This window comes from Pseudomonas sp. ADAK21, from assembly GCF_012935735.1.
Classification (GTDB): domain Bacteria; phylum Pseudomonadota; class Gammaproteobacteria; order Pseudomonadales; family Pseudomonadaceae; genus Aquipseudomonas; species Aquipseudomonas proteolytica.
Genome location: NZ_CP052857.1, coordinates 3,466,887 through 3,484,164, shown reverse-complemented (window position 1 = coordinate 3,484,164; position 17,278 = coordinate 3,466,887). Strand labels below are relative to the sequence as shown.

19 protein-coding genes and 1 pseudogene are annotated in these 17,278 nt (G+C 59.2%); 5 read left to right on the top strand and 15 right to left on the bottom strand.

Annotated features, from left to right (window positions below; genetic code table 11):
- Positions 1 to 46: 46 nt before the first annotated feature.
- The 14 genes from HKK57_RS15770 to HKK57_RS15705 form a co-directional block, all read right to left on the bottom strand.
- The gene (locus HKK57_RS15770; protein WP_029295295.1) at positions 47 to 613 is read right to left on the bottom strand and encodes a phage tail assembly protein; all 567 of its coding nucleotides are present in this window, start codon (positions 611 to 613) and stop codon (positions 47 to 49) included.
- 170 nt (positions 614 to 783) lie between these two features.
- The gene (locus tag HKK57_RS15765) at positions 784 to 1,290 is read right to left on the bottom strand and encodes a phage major tail tube protein (RefSeq protein ID WP_029295294.1); all 507 of its coding nucleotides are present in this window, start codon (positions 1,288 to 1,290) and stop codon (positions 784 to 786) included.
- Positions 1,290 to 2,456 carry a tail protein gene (locus tag HKK57_RS15760; RefSeq protein WP_029295293.1) on the bottom strand — a complete coding sequence of 389 codons (1,167 nt, stop codon included), beginning with the start codon at positions 2,454 to 2,456 and terminating at the stop codon, positions 1,290 to 1,292. Before HKK57_RS15760 ends, HKK57_RS15765 begins: the two co-directional genes overlap by 1 nt.
- A 2-nt stretch (positions 2,457 to 2,458) precedes the next feature.
- A complete protein-coding gene (locus HKK57_RS15755; protein WP_029295291.1) occupies positions 2,459 to 2,662 on the bottom strand; it encodes a hypothetical protein in 204 nt (67 codons plus the stop codon).
- Between the two features lie 89 nt (positions 2,663 to 2,751).
- A complete protein-coding gene (locus HKK57_RS15750; protein ID WP_029295289.1) occupies positions 2,752 to 2,988 on the bottom strand; it encodes a tail fiber assembly protein in 237 nt (78 codons plus the stop codon).
- Positions 2,989 to 2,999: 11 nt separating this feature from the next.
- Positions 3,000 to 3,752 carry a hypothetical protein gene (locus tag HKK57_RS15745; RefSeq protein ID WP_029295287.1) on the bottom strand — a complete coding sequence of 251 codons (753 nt, stop codon included), beginning with the start codon at positions 3,750 to 3,752 and terminating at the stop codon, positions 3,000 to 3,002.
- Positions 3,753 to 3,785: 33 nt separating this feature from the next.
- Positions 3,786 to 4,319 carry a phage tail-collar fiber domain-containing protein gene (locus tag HKK57_RS15740; RefSeq protein WP_029295285.1) on the bottom strand — a complete coding sequence of 178 codons (534 nt, stop codon included), beginning with the start codon at positions 4,317 to 4,319 and terminating at the stop codon, positions 3,786 to 3,788.
- Positions 4,316 to 4,954 carry a phage tail protein I gene (locus HKK57_RS15735; protein WP_029295284.1) on the bottom strand — a complete coding sequence of 213 codons (639 nt, stop codon included), beginning with the start codon at positions 4,952 to 4,954 and terminating at the stop codon, positions 4,316 to 4,318. Before HKK57_RS15735 ends, HKK57_RS15740 begins: the two co-directional genes overlap by 4 nt.
- The gene (locus HKK57_RS15730) at positions 4,951 to 5,946 is read right to left on the bottom strand and encodes a baseplate J/gp47 family protein (protein ID WP_029295282.1); all 996 of its coding nucleotides are present in this window, start codon (positions 5,944 to 5,946) and stop codon (positions 4,951 to 4,953) included. Before HKK57_RS15730 ends, HKK57_RS15735 begins: the two co-directional genes overlap by 4 nt.
- Positions 5,943 to 6,275: a phage baseplate protein gene (locus tag HKK57_RS15725; RefSeq protein WP_029295280.1), complete on the bottom strand. Its 333-nt coding sequence runs from the start codon at positions 6,273 to 6,275 to the stop codon at positions 5,943 to 5,945. Before HKK57_RS15725 ends, HKK57_RS15730 begins: the two co-directional genes overlap by 4 nt.
- Before the next feature lie 9 nt (positions 6,276 to 6,284).
- Positions 6,285 to 6,896: a phage baseplate assembly protein V gene (locus HKK57_RS15720; protein ID WP_169390397.1), complete on the bottom strand. Its 612-nt coding sequence runs from the start codon at positions 6,894 to 6,896 to the stop codon at positions 6,285 to 6,287.
- Positions 6,897 to 6,899: 3 nt separating this feature from the next.
- Positions 6,900 to 7,412, bottom strand: coding sequence for a hypothetical protein (locus tag HKK57_RS15715; RefSeq protein WP_169390396.1), 513 nt, complete (start codon positions 7,410 to 7,412; stop codon positions 6,900 to 6,902).
- Between the two features lie 21 nt (positions 7,413 to 7,433).
- Complete coding sequence (locus tag HKK57_RS15710) at positions 7,434 to 7,766, bottom strand: phage holin family protein (RefSeq protein WP_029295276.1); 333 nt, start codon at positions 7,764 to 7,766, stop codon at positions 7,434 to 7,436.
- Between the two features lie 600 nt (positions 7,767 to 8,366).
- A complete protein-coding gene (locus HKK57_RS15705; protein ID WP_071610020.1) occupies positions 8,367 to 9,095 on the bottom strand; it encodes a LexA family transcriptional regulator in 729 nt (242 codons plus the stop codon).
- Positions 9,096 to 9,284: 189 nt separating this feature from the next.
- On the opposite strand from HKK57_RS15705, the pseudogene HKK57_RS15700 reads away from it, so the two are divergent.
- From HKK57_RS15700 to fdxA, 4 genes and pseudogenes are all read left to right on the top strand, one after another.
- Positions 9,285 to 10,009: pseudogene (locus tag HKK57_RS15700) on the top strand (zeta toxin family protein).
- Positions 10,006 to 10,176 carry a hypothetical protein gene (locus tag HKK57_RS15695; RefSeq protein WP_169390395.1) on the top strand — a complete coding sequence of 57 codons (171 nt, stop codon included), beginning with the start codon at positions 10,006 to 10,008 and terminating at the stop codon, positions 10,174 to 10,176. Before HKK57_RS15700 ends, HKK57_RS15695 begins: the two are co-directional and overlap by 4 nt.
- 214 nt (positions 10,177 to 10,390) lie before the next feature.
- A complete protein-coding gene (gene mutS, locus HKK57_RS15690; protein WP_169390394.1) occupies positions 10,391 to 12,982 on the top strand; it encodes a DNA mismatch repair protein MutS in 2,592 nt (863 codons plus the stop codon).
- Between the two features lie 142 nt (positions 12,983 to 13,124).
- Entirely contained in the window at positions 13,125 to 13,448 is a 324-nt protein-coding gene (gene fdxA, locus HKK57_RS15685; RefSeq protein ID WP_029295271.1) for a ferredoxin FdxA, read from the top strand.
- 498 nt (positions 13,449 to 13,946) lie between these two features.
- Here fdxA and apbC read toward each other — a convergent pair whose 3' ends face one another.
- On the bottom strand, positions 13,947 to 15,041 hold the full coding sequence (gene apbC, locus HKK57_RS15680) for an iron-sulfur cluster carrier protein ApbC (protein WP_169390393.1): 1,095 nt from the start codon (positions 15,039 to 15,041) through the stop codon (positions 13,947 to 13,949).
- A gap of 171 nt (positions 15,042 to 15,212) precedes the next feature.
- On the opposite strand from apbC, the gene metG reads away from it, so the two are divergent.
- A complete protein-coding gene (gene metG, locus HKK57_RS15675; RefSeq protein ID WP_169390392.1) occupies positions 15,213 to 17,264 on the top strand; it encodes a methionine--tRNA ligase in 2,052 nt (683 codons plus the stop codon).
- Positions 17,265 to 17,278 lie beyond the last annotated feature (14 nt).

Below are 17,278 nucleotides of genomic sequence, written 5' to 3'. Positions count from 1 at the left end.
ATTTCCGCTTCGTTTACCGAATAAACCAGCGGGACGACGTCGAGGATTACTTCGATGTCGCGCTGCGAAAGAAGTCCGCCGGTTTGTTTAAAAAATCGTCGATGCGCTCCTGCAGTTGTGTCCAGTCGGGCACGGCCAGGCCGTCCAGGTCGGGGATCATCAGGCCGGTGCAGTGCGAGGTAATGAACTCGGCGCGCTCTTTGTTGGTGGCGAGTTTTTTCATCACCTTGGTGGCACGCAGGGCGGGCATTTCCAGGGTGACGCTGGTCAACACGCGGCCGGCCACTTCCAGCGGCAGCAGCAGTTGCACCTGCTCGCCAGGCTCGGTGGAGTCGCCCAGAAAGAACGAGGTCGGGCGCGTCGACATGTCGTGTACGTGCTGGGCAATGCTCACGTAGTCCGGGCGCTTGAGTTGGTCGAGTTCCTTTTCCGAGAGGCCGGTGGCCAGTTTGGCCAGTTCGAAGAACTGGTCGTCCTCGTCCTCGCCGGCGCGGGCCAGCGCTTGTTTTTGCGCGGCGTAGAACAAGGGTTTGAGTTGGATCTGCTCGATGCTCGCACCGCTGTCGGCGGTGATCGGCGCCAGCAGGATATGCAGGGGTGGCTTCCAGGCCATGGGCGAAATTCCTTGAGTAAAAATGTTGGACCCGTCGTGAGCACGGTCAATGTAGGAGCTGGCTTGCCTGCGATACAGGCAGCGCGGTCTTTCAGTTGAACAGAGGTGACGCAATCGCAGGCAAGCCAGCTCCTACACTGACCGTGACTATTTCAGATGGGTGAAAAGGCTTACGGCATCAGCACCGCGCGCCGGGCATCACCGAGGATGTCGACGCCGTTGAGCACGAACTTCTGGGTGCGCACGTCGATGTCGATCACCGGCACGCCGTTGTCCAGGCGATGGTAGGTGCGGCAGGACAGATCCAGGGTGATGGTGGCCTTGTCGCCCATCTTCAGCTTGGCCTCCTCCAGGGATTTGAGCTTGCCGCCGACGGTGTGGTAGGTGAAATAGGTCTTGCCGTCCTGGTCCTGGCCCGCTTCACGCACGTTGAGCAGGATGTCATCACCCAAGCGCACACCCAGGGCCAGCATGATTTCGGGACCGGCGCCTTGCAGCACCAATTTGGCGTTCAGCACCTTGGCGCTCTTGGCCATTTCTTCGGCGATAAAGCGCCCGCCGGACATGAGCTCCATTTCGAATTCGATCTTCGGCGGGGTGAACTCTTCGACGGTCGCCGACAGCGGCAGGCCCTGGAGGGTGGCCGCAATGGCCTGTCTGACTCGGTTGGTAAACATTAGAGAACGTCCTCCAGGAATTGCTCGATGATTTCATCGCGGGCATTGAGTTGATAAACCATGTGTTCGTTCGGCGCGTAGCGGCCGTAGTCGATCACGATGAACCAGGTGCCGTTCTTGTACTTCTCGACACTGTTGAGTTCCGGGTGCAGGTACACGCTGCCGCCCGGGATGGTCTCGTCGGCCACCAGGGTTTGCAGCCAGTCGTTGATACGCTTGACCTCCTGGTCCATGAACGATTTGGTCAGGTTGTGCGCCATGGCTTTCTGCCCGGCCTTGACCAGCTTGCGACTGATGGCGTCTTCCAGGCCGACATAGCTGATGAACTTGCCGGTGATGGAGCGGTTACCCAGCAGCGAGAAGCCGCCGAGGATGGTGCGCGCGTAATAGCTCACGCCGTAGCGGTTGAGCAGGTCGCCCTCGGTGGAGGTGTCGAGGATGTTGTACTCGACCACCCGCGACACGTCTTCGGCGAAGGTCACCTGGTTGCCTGGGCTCTCCCACTGCTTGACCTTGGCCAAGGCGGCGATGGCCAGGGACGACGGCGCGAGGAACACGTTTTTCTTCGCCGCCTTGGAGTACACCGACGGCATGTTGTGTACCAGCAGGCAGCGGTCGAAACCCAGGTCGGCGCCACCCAGCTCGCCGCTGTAGGTCACTTGGTCGGCGACGCTGGCGTCTTTGCCGTCCAGCACCACGCGGGCCTTGATGCGCTTGCCGAAAGCGGCAAACTCACCGGCCACGGCCTTGGTCCCGGTAAAGCCTGGCGCGCCAATGATCGTCAGGTCTTCCGGGACGCTGCCAAGCGCCGCGAGGCCCAGTTTGCGACCGGTCACCGGCTCATTGCCGCCGATCACGTTATTGAGCGTATCGGCGGGCGTGCTGCCCTCTTCGACGATCACCACATAGACCGGCACCTTGACCACTTTGAGGATCTGATACACCGCATGAAACAGCGTGCCCGACTCGGCGCCGGTAGGGTCCAGCAGTGCCTGGGCGGTGAAGCTGTTGATGCGAAACGGGGCGTTTTTCGGGATCGACAGGTGCGCATTGGGCGCGGTACCGACCAGGCCGATCACGTTGTCACCCAGGCCACCCATGGCCTCGGGGGATTCGCTGGCATTGACGGTGATGCCGTTATGCTCGAAGTTCAAAACCTCAGCCATGATTATTCAGCCTTCTTGGTGACGGCCTTCTTGGCCGGTGGGGTGTCTTGGGCGGCAGCCAGCACGCTGGTCAGTTCCAGGCGGCCGGCAGTGCGCAGAGCGGATGCTTCGACGTCCAGCAGGTCCAATTCCTGGCCGACGGTGGACCAGTGGCCACCTCCGGTGGGGAATGGGATGAGGACGGTGTAGGTTTGGCGGTTGGCCATGGGGGGAATTCTCCGGGTGCAAAAAGCGCAAAGCCCCTGCGGGAGGGGCTTTGGGCGGGCGAAAAAAACCGCTTTCGCGGTGGGATGTATTACTTCAGGAAGGCTGGTTTTTCGGGCCAGATCACGGCGTCCGGATCGGCGCCCTGGTCGGGGATATCGCGCAGGGCCTTGCGGTAGGCGACGAACACCGGGCGGTCCTTTTCCATCATGGGGTAATCGGGCATCGCGGCATAGTCGCTGGCAGCGAGATCGGCATCGCGAGAGGCACGGATTTCCGTCCATTTAATCAAAGGATGCAGTTCAGCAAGTGCAAATACAGGTTTCATTAACGCTCTCCTTAATCCAAAGCCAACATGCATGACCAGTCAGCGGGATGAGTGACTACACCCGAGCAGGCCCCAGCAAGCATCACCTCAACTACCCCATTTGCTGTGAAGCACATTGGATGGATAACCCAGTAATGGCCAAACATACGAGTTGGTTGCATGACCACTGAACACCAACGCCATTTACCTTTCTCAGCCCCTGTACTCCATGCGCCACTGATCTCCCCGTCAATTAGCCGAACAAAAGCACCTATTGTCACAGTCGAGTTCATAAGCAACGGGCGACCACCGCTTAACTTTCCGTCATCGACAGACTTTGGATAAGCGAGCCAGGCACTTACAGTATTATCCGTCCATTTCATTTGCCAGACGTGAATACCATTTCTCCAATGTTCAGTGGCCCTAATATCAAAATCAGGATATTTCTCCCGAACATCAGCTTGAACTTGCCGCATAAAATCAACATCAGCCGAAGGTCGCCCAACTTTTTGAGAGGCACTGATAACCGTCCGCAATTTCGTTGTCGTTACCTGTTGATGAATATCCCATCCTTCAATCAATTTGCCTGTGATGTCGGGGGCCATGCTGAAGTTTTGCGTGAGCGCCAGCCGAGGCAGACGCTGATCCAAACTTGCAAGCCGTTCAAGGTAGTTTCGCTGGGCAGCTTCCAAGGCTTTATCAATCTCGCCGATCTTGCCCGTCACAACACCCGTCAGATTATTTGCCGCGCTGACAACCGCGGCCAATTGCTGTTCAGTACTCAATGTTTAAACTCCTTTTAGTGCATTGATCTTGTCTCAAGACTTCGCTTCAAGCGCCATCAATCGAAATAAAACGCCAACCCCTCGCGCCATGTTGTCGACGCTGGCCGCCGAGAGCGAAGCCAATTCATCCACCATCAGGATGTTGAGGTTTTCCGACCCCACGATCACGGTGACGCTATCCACCGGCAACGGCGAAATATCCAACGTAAACTTCTGCAACACCCGCGCAGCCGCTGCCTTATACGTCAGTAACTTCCCCGCCACCGAGTACACGGCCAACAGCGTGCCACTGGCGAGATAAAACCCAAACTCGCCAATCTCATACTCGCCATCGCCATCAAACAGCGCGGCCATGCGCAGTTGGCGCTGGCCCAGGTCTTCGTAATCCACAATCGCCACGCGCTGGCGCTCGTTGCGCAGGGCGGTTTCGTTGCCGGTGGGGTTGTAGCGGCCGGTGCCGGCGGCGATGTGGGTGATTTCGCCTTTCAAGCCTTGGTTCTTTGCCTGCAGCACTTCATCCAAACCCTTGGAGGTGAAGCGCACCAGGCGCGTAGTGTCATCGGTCATGGCTGCGCCCTGAGGTCGTAGTCGTTAATGGTGTAGTGCTGGGCGATGCCCGCACTGTTAAGCCTTGAACTCAATACAAGTTCCGGCAGCGCGCCGCACAACGACAACTCGCCGTCGTTCAGCGCCCGGTGGGCGGCGCCGGTGATCGGCAGCCCACCGAACACTTCATGCACCAGGGTGATGGTGGCCAGGTCGCGCTCGCTCTTGGCCGCGTTGATGCGGCGGATCAGGCGGTTGTGGTCGCCACTGGACCAACTGCGGCCGATGATCGCTTGCACGTCGAAGGTGTAGGGCTGGGCCAGCGGACGCTGTTGGTACCAGGCCAGGATGTTGGGGGTAAACCCCAGGGATTCGACCGCGTGGCTCAACGCCTTGGGTGTGCCGGCCTGGCGCTGGATCTGCCAGGACAGGGCGACCGTGAGGCGCTTTTCGGTTTCGTCGGCTGCGGCGTTCCATTCACTCACGCCACGGTCGGCGGCCAGGTAAGGCAGGAACGCCTGCGGCGTTTGCAGCGGATTCATCAGCGTCGGGAACGGCGGCTCGACCCGTTCGAGCAGCTTGCCGAAGCCCAGGTCCAACGCCTTCTCCAGCGGTGAACTGTTGGCCGGCAATAAACTGGATGTGTGCTCACTCATAGCGTCAGCACCTGCACCTCGACACCCGTGCAATACGGAGCCTGGAAGGCTGTGGTGACGATCGGTGCCAACGGTTCGAGAATCTCCAGTTGCGCAGCCCCGGCGGTGTGAATGGTGTAGTCGATCCAACTCGGGTCCACGCGCCCTTCAAGGCGGTGGCAGGATTCGGCATAACGTTGCAGTAACTGCTGGGCCGCCACTTGCGTCAGCCCCGAGTCCGGGCCAGCGTTGATCCGGGCGACCACGCGGATCTTGTAGGGCACGATCTGCGCGCCCTGCACCGTCACCCAATCGGTTTCCGGGCGCACATCGGGCCGGGCGAAATGGCGGCGCACACCTTCAAGCAAGTCTGTCGATGGCGTGCCATTACCCGAGCGGGAAAGCACTGTGACCATTACCTCGCCAGGTGCCGTGCGCCGGGCGTTGCCATCCTTGACCTGGGCGGCATAACCATCCGGGTCGAAGGTATAACTGACCGTCACCACGCCTGCAGCGGCACTCTGTACTTTCACCACCGGCCGCTCGCCAAGGGTGAAGACCTCACGGCGATACTGCATGCGCGAACCCGCAGCCGGCGCGTGGGGCGCCAGGTAGTAGCGCAGCCGCGCATCGTCATCGCTTTCCAGGGTTGGCGGCACCGGCGGGAACGCCGCCGGGTCGCCCGGGTCGAGCACCTGGCGTTCCAGGCCCATATCGGCCAGGCGCGCATCCAGGTTGCTGCCGGTGGCCCACCACGCCAGCATCTGCTGGATGCGGGCGTTGTACTTGCGCTCATGGGTTTGCAGGCGCACGCAAAAGGCTTCCAGGGCCAGGGTCAACAACTCGCTTTCGTTGTCCAGGCTGACCTTGAGCTTGGCCGCGCTTTGCGGGGCGCGGGCGGCCACATAGTCGACGACAAACGCCTTGAACTGCGCCAGCAACGGTTCGAATTCATCCACGGCGATGAGGTCGGGCGGCGCCAGTTGGTTCTGCCCAGGGATCAACATGCTCATGTCACCACCTCGAAGGATTGCTTGCGGTTTTTCCAGGTGCCGGCAAACCGCAACAGCAGGCCTGCGCCCTGGCGATTGGCGACGATGACTTGCGGCACAAAATCGCCGATGCCGTTCTGCGGGTTGTAAAAGGCCTGGGCGGCATGGCTTTGGGCGAGGATCAGCAGATCGTCGCCCAGGTTCTGCCCCAGCAGCTGCGGGATCAGCGAACCGTAAAGCGGGCGTTTCTGCCGTGTGCCCAAAGGCGTGGTCAGGGCCCGGGTGGCGCGCTGGACGAATTGCGGCCAGTCGTCCACCACGGCCCCGGTGTTTCTCTCAATTCCGATCATGGCAAATCCTTATGCCGTGCTGATAACTCGGCCCTGGTGATCCACCACCGGGCCACTCAAGTGCACGCCGGATGCATCCAGCAGCATGCCGACGTCTCCGACCTGCAGACTGATGGTTGCGGCGGTCATGACTAAACGGGCGGCGCCCAAACTCATTTCCACTTGCTCGCGAGAGCCGCTGAATGCCGCTGGTCCATTGTTCCAAGCCAATACATGTGCTGCGGCGTCGTAGGCGCTTTGCGTGCCGTCCTCATAACGCCGGCTCGTCAGGCTGGCCACACTGGACAGCGGCGGAAAGCGGTCACTGTTCAGGCCAAACAACGCCACCGACTGGCCCCCGCCCTCGCCGCCGCCGTAGTTGAGCAGCAGGCATTGCTCACCCACCGTGGGGATTCGCGTTTCCGTCTGCGCCCCGGCGCTGGGGTTGAAAAAGCGAATCGCCGGGGTCAGCAATTCACCATGGCTGACCTTGCAGGTATTGCTGGTCGCGTCGACCTCCTGGCACACGCCGATCCGGCAAAAGCTCTCGGCCCGCCGATAGAGGTCTTCAAGCTGGGTTTCCATCTGCGCCAGCCGCTCGACAATGGGCGCCAGTTGCAGGCGTAACAGTGCATCGAACATGGGCTACTCCTGCAATGGCCGGTATTGATCGGGGTCGTCGATATTCGACACCTCCCAGGTACAGGCAAACAGCGGCTTGCCGATGGGGTCGTCGAGCAGCGGCGGGCCGAGGTACAGGGTTTGGTTGAAGGACACGGTCCAACTGTCGTAATGGGTCTCGCCCCCCGCCACGGTCGCCGGCAGCGCGACGATATTCATGGGCACATCGCATTGGGCCGCCGGCAATTGCCAACGGTTATCCAGCACCAGGTCCATCAACTGGCTCGCCAGGTCACAGGCCTCAAAGGCCTGCGCGCCCTGGGCGACCATGATATTGAGTGAAATCGACAGCACATGGGCCTTGCGCCCTTCAAGGGAGCGTACGCCCGGGCCATTACGCTCGAGCGTGATCGCCACACCGGTTTCATCCGCCGCCAGAACGCCCGGCGGGCTGCCTACCTGTAGCTTGGGGAACGCCGCACGCAGCGCCTGGCCGATGGCAATCGGCAGCTGTGAAGGTTTTTCAATGAGGGTCATGGCGTGGCTTCCTTGCAACAATCATTTTGAATCCGGGGGCTGGTTGATCCCGATGCGCTTGGCGGCCCAGCGCTCATAAAGGCCGATGGCGACATCGGCACCGGCCATGGCGGTCAAGCATCCCAGAGCACCGGCCGTCCAGATCGACATGCCAGCGGCGTACAGCAACATCAACGCTGAAACCCCGCACACCATGCATGCCCCGGAACGCAGGGCCAGGCGGCGGACCAGCGACCAACCGCGGGCGCCCTCCTTGTCGGCGCGCCACATCTCCCCGGATACGCCGCCGATCAGGGCCAGAATAATCACCAGCCAGATAGGCATTTCTGCCAACGCTTGCTGCTCGTTTGTCATGTCACGCCTCCTGGAATGCGTAAAACCGGCAGATGGCCGGTACGTTGATAAATAGATGGATGGGTTTGTCGGTAGGCATTCCAAAAAGCCCGGTGGCCCGGGCTTTTCAGTAATACGGTCCGTGCGATCTTTCGGCGCTACTGGCGCGGTACGGATCTTTCCTCGATGTTTGTCCGACCACGATCCCTGTCTGCCGGATAACTGCTTCTGGTGCTTTACGCTGCACACCCGGGTCAGTTGCCAACCCTCTGAACCGTCAAGGCCGGTTCATCGCTGCCTGTTGTAAAACTGTGAAACTAAAGAGCGTCGGCATCCTTGCCGGTGTTGCCTGGCGTCCTTGCCATCACTCGATGGCGTCCATGCCAGTGTTGCGTGCCTTCCTTGTCTTCCTTGGCAGCATCCTTGCCGCCTCCACCAGGCCTTGTTGGCTGGCTTGAGATGGAGAATATGCATGTATGCATATACAGTCAATGCATAAATGCATTTTATTTTGCAAATGAAATGCACAAACGCATTAACTCCTTAAGCAGCGGCACTTGGAGGTTTTCCACAGGCAAAAAAAAGCCCGCTCTCAGGCGGGCTGTTTCTTACAGATAAGGTTTAGCGGGCGTACATGCCCCACCAGAAAACGTGGCCGAGAATGCTGATCTGCTCCTCCTGGATATCCTGGAAGCTGTAGTCCTCATCCGGATGCTCATCGCGATTGAAACTGCGCAGGCGGATCCCCGAAGGTAGACGATAGAGCTGTTTGACCCGCAATTGGCCGTTGTGGTTGATGGCATACAAATCGCCATCCACGATATCGCCAATCCCGCTCTTGCCGGCGTTCACCCCCACCGTCGCCCCATCGCGCAACACCGGCAGCATGCTGTTGCCGCGCACCGTCACACACTTGGCCTGGTCGAACTGCACACCGTTATGCCGCAGGCTGCGCTTGCCGAACCGCAAGCTGGCCTTCTCGCTTTCCTCGATGACGAATCTTCCTGATCCAGCAGCCAATTCAACCTCGCGCAAAAAGGGGATCGACACCTCGTCATCATTAACGGGCGTGTCGTCGTCCCACAGGCTTATGTCCTTGAGCTCCGAATGCATCGGGTCACGCTCTTCCTGCCACGCCGATCCTGCGCGCCCGCGCAACTGGTCAGTGCTTACCCGAAAATAATCGGCGATACGCGAGATGTGCTTGTCCGACGGATCAACGATCTTGCCGCTGAGAATCCGGGACAGAGTGGATTGAGGCACGCCAGTACGCCGGTGAAGCTCCGTGGGGGAGATCCCGTCGCGATCGAGCAGCTCTCTTAAGACGATTGAAACGTTGCGTTTTTGCATAAACGGGATAGTGACGGGAGTTTTGGGGGTTGGCAAATGCTAATTTGCATATTTTGTGCATGAAGCATGCGGTTGTACCTAGATGTTTGTGAACTGCGAAGCACTGACCTCGCATGTTAACCTTGCCGCCATCGCAAAAAATGCAGAGCTTGTTTGATGGAAAACGGTGCAGATCCAAGTGATCAACTGATGACGCCGAACGAGAGAAAAACCTCAGACGACGCCTTGAGCTTTGCTCGTTCAAACAAGAAATCCATCGCCAAACGCCTGACCGATAAGAGTATTTATCTACCAGAGGAAGCTCCGGTCTCCGTCTATATGGCGGGCTCACCTGGTGCCGGAAAAACCGAGGCTTCAATTGCCTTGGTAAATCTGTTTGCCGACAGCAAGATCCTGCGAATTGATCCTGATGAACTGCGTGGCGAATTCGCCGCCTATACAGGAGGAAACTCATGGTTATTTCAACGCGGCGTTTCGATTCTAGTTGAAAAAATCGTGGATCTTGCGATGGAGCAACGGCAGTCATTTCTGCTCGACGGCACATTCTCAAATATTGAGGTAGCCAGAAGAAACGTAGAACGCTCCTTGAGAAAGGAAGATTCGTCCAGATATTGTATGTCTACCAAGATCCAATGCTTGCGTGGGGCTTCGTCAAAGCCGGCGAGGCAGCTGAAGGAAGAAAAATTCGCAAAGAGCACTTCATCGAGCAGTACTTCGCTGCACGTGACGTGGTCAACGCACTTAAGCTAGAGTACGGAAGCGATATTCATGTGGATTTGCTGCTCAAGCATATCGACAACTCGGGACGGCTCTACAAAGCCGGCGTCGAAAAAATTGACTACCATATTCCCGAACGACACTCGCGGGCTGATCTGAAAGCCAGGCTCGAACTACCACCATCGGGGGCGCAATGATTATTTCGATCAAGCTGGGCTTGTCCAAAGGAGCGAAAAACCCCTTTGCTGACTTTATTCGTAACGCAAAATCGGATCAAAAAAAGCGCGTCTACAGCCAGGTGCTAATCGAAGCCACCAAGCAACAGAATCTTGTCATGATGCAGGCAGAAGCAAAGCGGACCTGACGTCTATCCCGCCTATGGACAAAAGCCCGACCTAATGTCGGGCTTTTTATTGGCCACCCTTTAAGTAAATGCGTCACCTCGTTTTACGTTTTACCTAGCCGCTTGCAACCTGCGAACGGCCGAGCTCGCATGTTAACCTTGCCGCCATCGCAAAAAATGCTGGGCCAAGCGCCCCCTTTGCCCCATCACTTTCAACGAATTTGCCTACTATCCAATGAGTAAAAACACGTCCGATCTGTCCTCCCACACGCCGATGATGCAGCAGTACTGGCGCCTGAAAAACCAGCACCCTGATCAGTTGATGTTCTATCGCATGGGCGACTTCTACGAGATCTTCTATGAAGATGCGAAGAAGGCCGCCAAGTTGCTGGACATCACCCTGACCGCGCGCGGGCAGTCGGCTGGGCAGGCGATTCCGATGTGTGGGATTCCCTATCACTCGTTGGAAGGTTACTTGGCCAAGCTGGTCAAGCTCGGTGAGTCGGTGGTGATCTGCGAGCAGATCGGCGACCCGGCCACCAGCAAGGGGCCGGTGGAGCGTCAGGTGGTGCGCATCATTACACCGGGGACGGTGAGTGATGAGGCCCTGCTGGATGAGCGGCGTGACAACCTGATCGCGGCGGTGCTGGGGGATGAGCGGCTGTTCGGCCTGGCGGTGCTGGATATCACCAGTGGCAATTTCACGGTCCTGGAAATCAAGGGCTGGGAAAACCTGCTGGCGGAACTGGAGCGGATCAATCCGGTGGAATTGATGATCCCGGATGACTGGCCCAAGGATTTGCCGGCAGAAAAACGCCGTGGGGCCAAGCGTCGTGCGCCGTGGGATTTTGAGCGCGATTCGGCGCTGAAAAGTCTGTGCCAGCAATTTTCCGTACAGGACCTAAAGGGTTTTGGTTGCGAGACCCTGACCCTGGCCATCGGCGCCGCCGGTTGCCTGCTCAATTACGCCAAGGAAACCCAGCGCACCGCCCTGCCCCATTTGCGCAGCCTGCGCCATGAGCGCCTGGACGACACGGTAGTGCTCGATGGGGCCAGCCGACGCAATCTGGAGTTGGACACCAACCTGGCCGGTGGGCGCGACAACACCCTGCAGTCGGTGGTGGACCGTTGCCAGACCGCCATGGGCAGCCGCTTGCTGACCCGTTGGCTGAACCGCCCGCTGCGCGACCTGACCGTGCTGCAGGCACGCCAGTCCTCTATTACCTGCCTGCTGGACGGCTACCGCTTTGAAAAGCTGCAACCGCAGCTCAAGGAAATCGGCGATATCGAGCGGATTCTCGCGCGCATCGGCCTGCGCAATGCCCGCCCGCGCGACCTGGCGCGCTTGCGTGACGCGCTGGGCGTCTTGCCTGAATTGCAACAGGCGATGACCGAGCTGGAAGCTCCGCACCTGCAGCAACTTGCCGTCACGGCCAGCACCTACCCGGAACTGGCTGCGCTGCTGGAAAAAGCCATTATCGACAACCCACCGGCGATCATCCGCGACGGCGGCGTGCTCAAGACCGGCTACGACAGCGAGCTGGACGAGCTGCAAGCCTTGAGCGAGAACGCCGGGCAGTTCCTGATCGACCTGGAAACCCGCGAAAAGGCGCGTACCGGCCTGGCTAACCTGAAAGTCGGCTATAACCGCGTGCACGGCTACTTTATTGAGTTGCCGAGCAAGCAGGCCGAACAGGCGCCTATCGATTACCAGCGCCGCCAGACACTCAAGGGTGCCGAACGCTTCATTACCCCCGAGCTGAAGGAGTTCGAAGACAAGGCGCTGTCGGCCAAGAGCCGCGCCCTGGCCCGGGAGAAGATGCTCTATGAGGCCTTGCTCGAAGACCTGATCGGCAAGCTGGCCCCCTTGCAGGACACCGCCGCAGCCCTGGCCGAGCTGGATGTGTTGAGCAACCTTGCCGAACGCGCCTTGAACCTTGACCTGAACTGCCCGCGGTTTGTCAGCGAGCCGTGCATGCGCATTGTCCAGGGTCGCCACCCGGTAGTGGAACAAGTGCTGACCACCCCGTTCGTGGCCAACGACCTGTCTCTGGATGACGATACGCGCATGCTGGTGATCACCGGTCCGAACATGGGCGGTAAATCCACCTACATGCGCCAGACAGCATTGATCGTGTTGCTGGCCCATATCGGTAGCTTCGTGCCGGCGGCCAGTTGCGAGTTGTCCCTGGTGGACCGCATCTTTACCCGGATCGGCTCCAGCGATGACCTGGCCGGTGGCCGATCGACCTTTATGGTGGAAATGAGCGAGACCGCCAATATCCTGCACAACGCCAGCGACCGTAGCCTGGTGCTGATGGACGAAGTGGGACGCGGCACCAGTACCTTCGACGGCCTGTCCCTGGCCTGGGCTGCCGCCGAGCGCCTGGCGCATCTGCGGGCCTATACGCTGTTTGCCACCCACTACTTCGAACTGACCGTGCTGCCGGAAAGCGAGCCACTGGTGGCCAACGTGCATCTCAATGCCACCGAGCACAACGAACGCATCGTGTTCCTGCACCATGTGCTGCCAGGGCCGGCCAGCCAGAGCTACGGCCTGGCCGTGGCCCAGTTGGCCGGTGTACCGAACGACGTGATTTTGCGCGCCCGCGAGCACCTCAGCCGCCTGGAAACCACGGCCCTGCCCCATGAGAATGTGGTCGTCAGCCCAGCCAAGGCCGCCAGCAAACCGGCGGCACCGCACCAGAGCGATATGTTCGCCAGCCTGCCCCATCCGGTGCTGGATGAGTTAGCAAAGCTTGACCTGGATGACTTGACACCGCGTAAAGCGCTCGAAATGTTATATGCACTGAAGACTCGGATATAACGCAGACGCTTGCAAGCTGGTAGACTCTCGCGCGGTTTGGGATGCTGCGGGCTTTTAGCCTGGCCTGCAGACTATCGCTCCCGAACCTCGCGAGCCCTGCCACAAGGGGTTTCGCTGCCGCCGCCTGAGGAGAGAATTAGAAATGACCTTCGTCGTCACCGACAACTGCATCAAGTGCAAGTACACCGACTGCGTAGAAGTGTGTCCGGTGGACTGCTTTTACGAAGGCCCGAACTTCTTGGTAATCCACCCGGACGAGTGCATTGACTGCGCCCTGTGTGAGCCAGAATGCCCGGCCGTTGCGATTTTCTCCGAGGATGAAGTCCCGGAAGAGATGCAGGAATTTATTCAGTTGAACGTTGAGCTGGCGGAAATCTGGCCAAACATCACTGAGAAGAAAGACTCGCTGCCAGACGCAGCCGAGTGGGATGGCGTAAAAGGCAAGATCAAAGACCTCGAACGCTAACAGCGTCGCGCCCCTCCAAAAGGCCCCTTGCGGGCCTTTTTGCGTTTCTGCGTGCCGGCCTTTCACTTTTCTGCGGGCAAAAAAAAGGGGCGGTTTGACCCGCCCACATTTTTTCCCTAGTCCCTGTGTTCCTTTTCATCGTCCTGATGAATCGCATCCTGCGAGGTTCCTTGAGTCATCGTTCCTTGATGACCGTGTCAATCCGTGGACACAGGGCTGATATTAGAGACTTCCCGAACAAGTTCAACGGGATCCATTCTCAAGCACAACACGCAACCGCCGTCCTCATCAGAAAAATAAATGTTATTTTTCAATGAGATATAAATGTATCCGGGTAATTTGAGACGTCCCGGCACGGTTAAAAAACCAAACACTTACGAAAAAGTAAGCGAATGCTTACACGGGCCATTAGGGAAATGCGTACCTAGCCTCCCAAAAGGTTTACGCCAGACATTAAAAAGCCCCGACAAGGTCGAGGCTTTTTTACCCTGAGGTCGATCAGTCGTCGCTGACAGTGATGGTCGGCATTGCCTGGGAACCGGCTTCCTGCAAGACGATCCGCGCGCCCACGTGACGGGCAAGCTCCTGGTAGACCATGGCGATCTGCCCGTCGGGCTCGGCGACCACCGTCGGTTTGCCACCATCGGCCTGCTCACGAATGCCCATCGACAGCGGCAACGACGCCAGCAGCTCAACGCCATATTGGGTGGCGAGTTTCTCGCCGCCGCCTTCGCCGAACAGATGCTCGGCATGACCGCAGTTGGAGCAGATGTGCACCGCCATGTTTTCCACTACACCCAGCACCGGGATGTTGACCTTGCGGAACATTTCCACGCCTTTACGCGCGTCGAGCAGCGCCAGGTCCTGGGGCGTGGTCACGATCACTGAACCGGCCACCGGCACCTTTTGCGCCAGGGTCAGTTGGATATCACCGGTGCCTGGCGGCATGTCGATCACCAGGTAGTCGAGGTTGCCCCAATCGGTCTGCATCACCAACTGCATCAAGGCCCCGGAGACCATCGGCCCACGCCAGACCATGGGCGTGTTGTCATCGGTGAGGAACGCCATCGACATCACTTCCACGCCATGGGCCTGGATCGGCACGAACCACTTCTGGTCCTTGATCTTCGGCCGCGAACCTTCGGCAATGCCGAACATCACGCCTTGGCTGGGGCCATAGATATCGGCGTCGAGAATCCCCACCCTGGCCCCTTCACGGGCCAGGGCCAGGGCCAGGTTGGCCGCGGTGGTCGACTTGCCCACGCCGCCCTTGCCGGATGCCACGGCCACCACGTTCTTGACGTTGGCCAGGCCAGGGATCTGGGCCTGGGCCTTGTGCGCGGCGATCACGCACTGGATGTCGACCTTGGCCGAACGCACACCGTCCAGGCCTTCAATGGCCATTTGCAGCATCTGTGCCCAGCCACTCTTGAACAAACCTGCGGCGTAGCCCAGTTCAAGCTGGACCGTGACCTGATCGCCCTGCACATCAATGGCCCGGACACAGCCGGCGCTGACCGGGTCCTGGTTCAGATAGGGATCGGTGTACTGGCGAAGAACGGCTTCCACCGCTGCGCGATTGACGGCGCTCATGGGCTACTCCCGGAAAAGACAGACTAAAACAGGCGGCTATCCTAACCGTTCCCGCGCTTGAGGGGCATGCTTTCGCGACATTGGAAAACCCTGAAACAGCCTCACGGGGTGAAATAAATTTCCCGGCGCTTTATAGTGGCCGACCTCCGTTTCATCAAGTAGCCGAGCCCCATGTCCGAGCCACGCAAGATCCTCGTCACCAGCGCCCTGCCCTATGCCAATGGTTCCATCCATCTTGGCCATATGCTTGAGTACATCCAGACCGATATGTGGGTGCGCTTCCAGAAGCATCGCGGCAATCAATGCATTTATGTCTGCGCGGACGACGCCCACGGTTCGGCCATCATGTTGCGCGCCGAAAAGGAAGGCATCACCCCGGAACAACTGATCGCCAACGTCCAGGCTGAACATAGCGCCGACTTTGCCGAGTTCCTGGTGGATTTCGACAACTTCCACTCGACCCACGCCGAAGAAAACCGCGAGCTGTCGAGCCAGATCTACCTGAAGCTGCGTGATGCCGGGCACATTGCCACGCGCTCGATCACCCAGTATTTCGACCCGGAAAAGAAAATGTTCCTGGCCGACCGCTTCATCAAGGGCACCTGCCCCAAGTGCGGCACTGAAGATCAGTACGGCGACAACTGCGAAAAATGCGGTGCCACCTACGCACCGACCGACCTGAAGGATCCGAAGTCGGCGATCTCGGGCGCCACCCCGGTGCTCAAGGATTCCCAGCACTTCTTCTTCAAGCTCCCGGACTTCCAGGAAATGCTGCAGACCTGGACCCGCAGCGGCACCCTGCAGGACGCGGTGGCGAACAAGATCGCCGAATGGCTGGATGCCGGCCTGCAACAGTGGGACATCTCCCGCGATGCGCCGTACTTCGGCTTCGAGATCCCCGATGAGCCGGGCAAATACTTTTATGTATGGCTGGATGCGCCGATCGGCTACATGGCCAGCTTCAAGAACCTCTGCGACCGCACGCCTGAGCTGGACTTCGACGCGTTCTGGGGCAAGGACTCCACCGCCGAGCTGTACCATTTCATCGGCAAGGATATCGTCAACTTCCACGCCCTGTTCTGGCCAGCAATGCTCGAAGGTTCGGGCTACCGCAAGCCAACCGGCATCGCCGTACACGGTTACCTGACGGTCAATGGCCAGAAGATGTCCAAGTCCCGTGGCACCTTTATCAAGGCGCGCACCTATCTGGACCACCTGTCGCCGGAATACCTGCGCTACTACTACGCCTCCAAGCTGGGCCGTGGCGTCGACGACCTGGACCTGAACCTGGAAGACTTCGTGCAGAAGGTCAATTCGGACCTGGTGGGCAAGGTGGTCAACATCGCCAGCCGTTGCGCCGGTTTTATCCACAAGGGCAATGCTGCCGTGATGGTGCCGGTCAACGCCGCGCCGGAGCTGACCGACGCCTTCCTGGCCGCCGCGCCAAGCATCGCCGATGCCTATGAAGCCCGCGACTTTGCCCGTGCCATGCGCGAGATCATGGGCCTGGCCGACCGTGCCAACGCCTGGATCGCCGACAAGGCGCCGTGGTCATTGAACAAGCAGGAAGGCAAGCAGGATGAAGTCCAGGCCATCTGCGCCACCGGCATCAACCTGTTCCGCCAGTTGGTGATCTTCCTCAAGCCCGTGCTGCCGTTGCTGGCCGCTGACGCCGAGGCGTTCCTCAACGTTGCACCGTTGACCTGGAATGACCACACCAGCCTGCTCAACAACCATCAGCTCAACGAATTCAAGCCGCTGATGACCCGTATCGACCCGGTCAAGGTACAGGCCATGACGGACGCCTCCAAGGAAGACCTGACTGCCAGCCAGACTGATACCGGCCAGGCAGCCCCAACGGGCAATGGCGAGCTGGCCAAGGATCCGCTGTCGCCGGAAATCGACTTCGACGCGTTTGCCGCGGTGGACCTGCGGGTTGCACTGATCATCAAGGCCGAAGCCGTGGAAGGCGCCGACAAGCTGTTGCGCCTGACTCTGGATATCGGTGATGAGCAGCGCAATGTGTTCTCCGGGATCAAGAGTGCCTATCCGGATCCGTCCAAGCTCGATGGTCGGCTGACCATGATGATTGCCAACCTCAAGCCACGGAAAATGAAATTCGGTATTTCCGAAGGCATGGTGATGGCGGCAGGTCCCGGCGGCGAGGAAATCTACCTGCTCAGCCCGGACAGCGGCGCCAAGCCTGGCCAGCGCATCAAGTAACCCGAAGTGCCCTG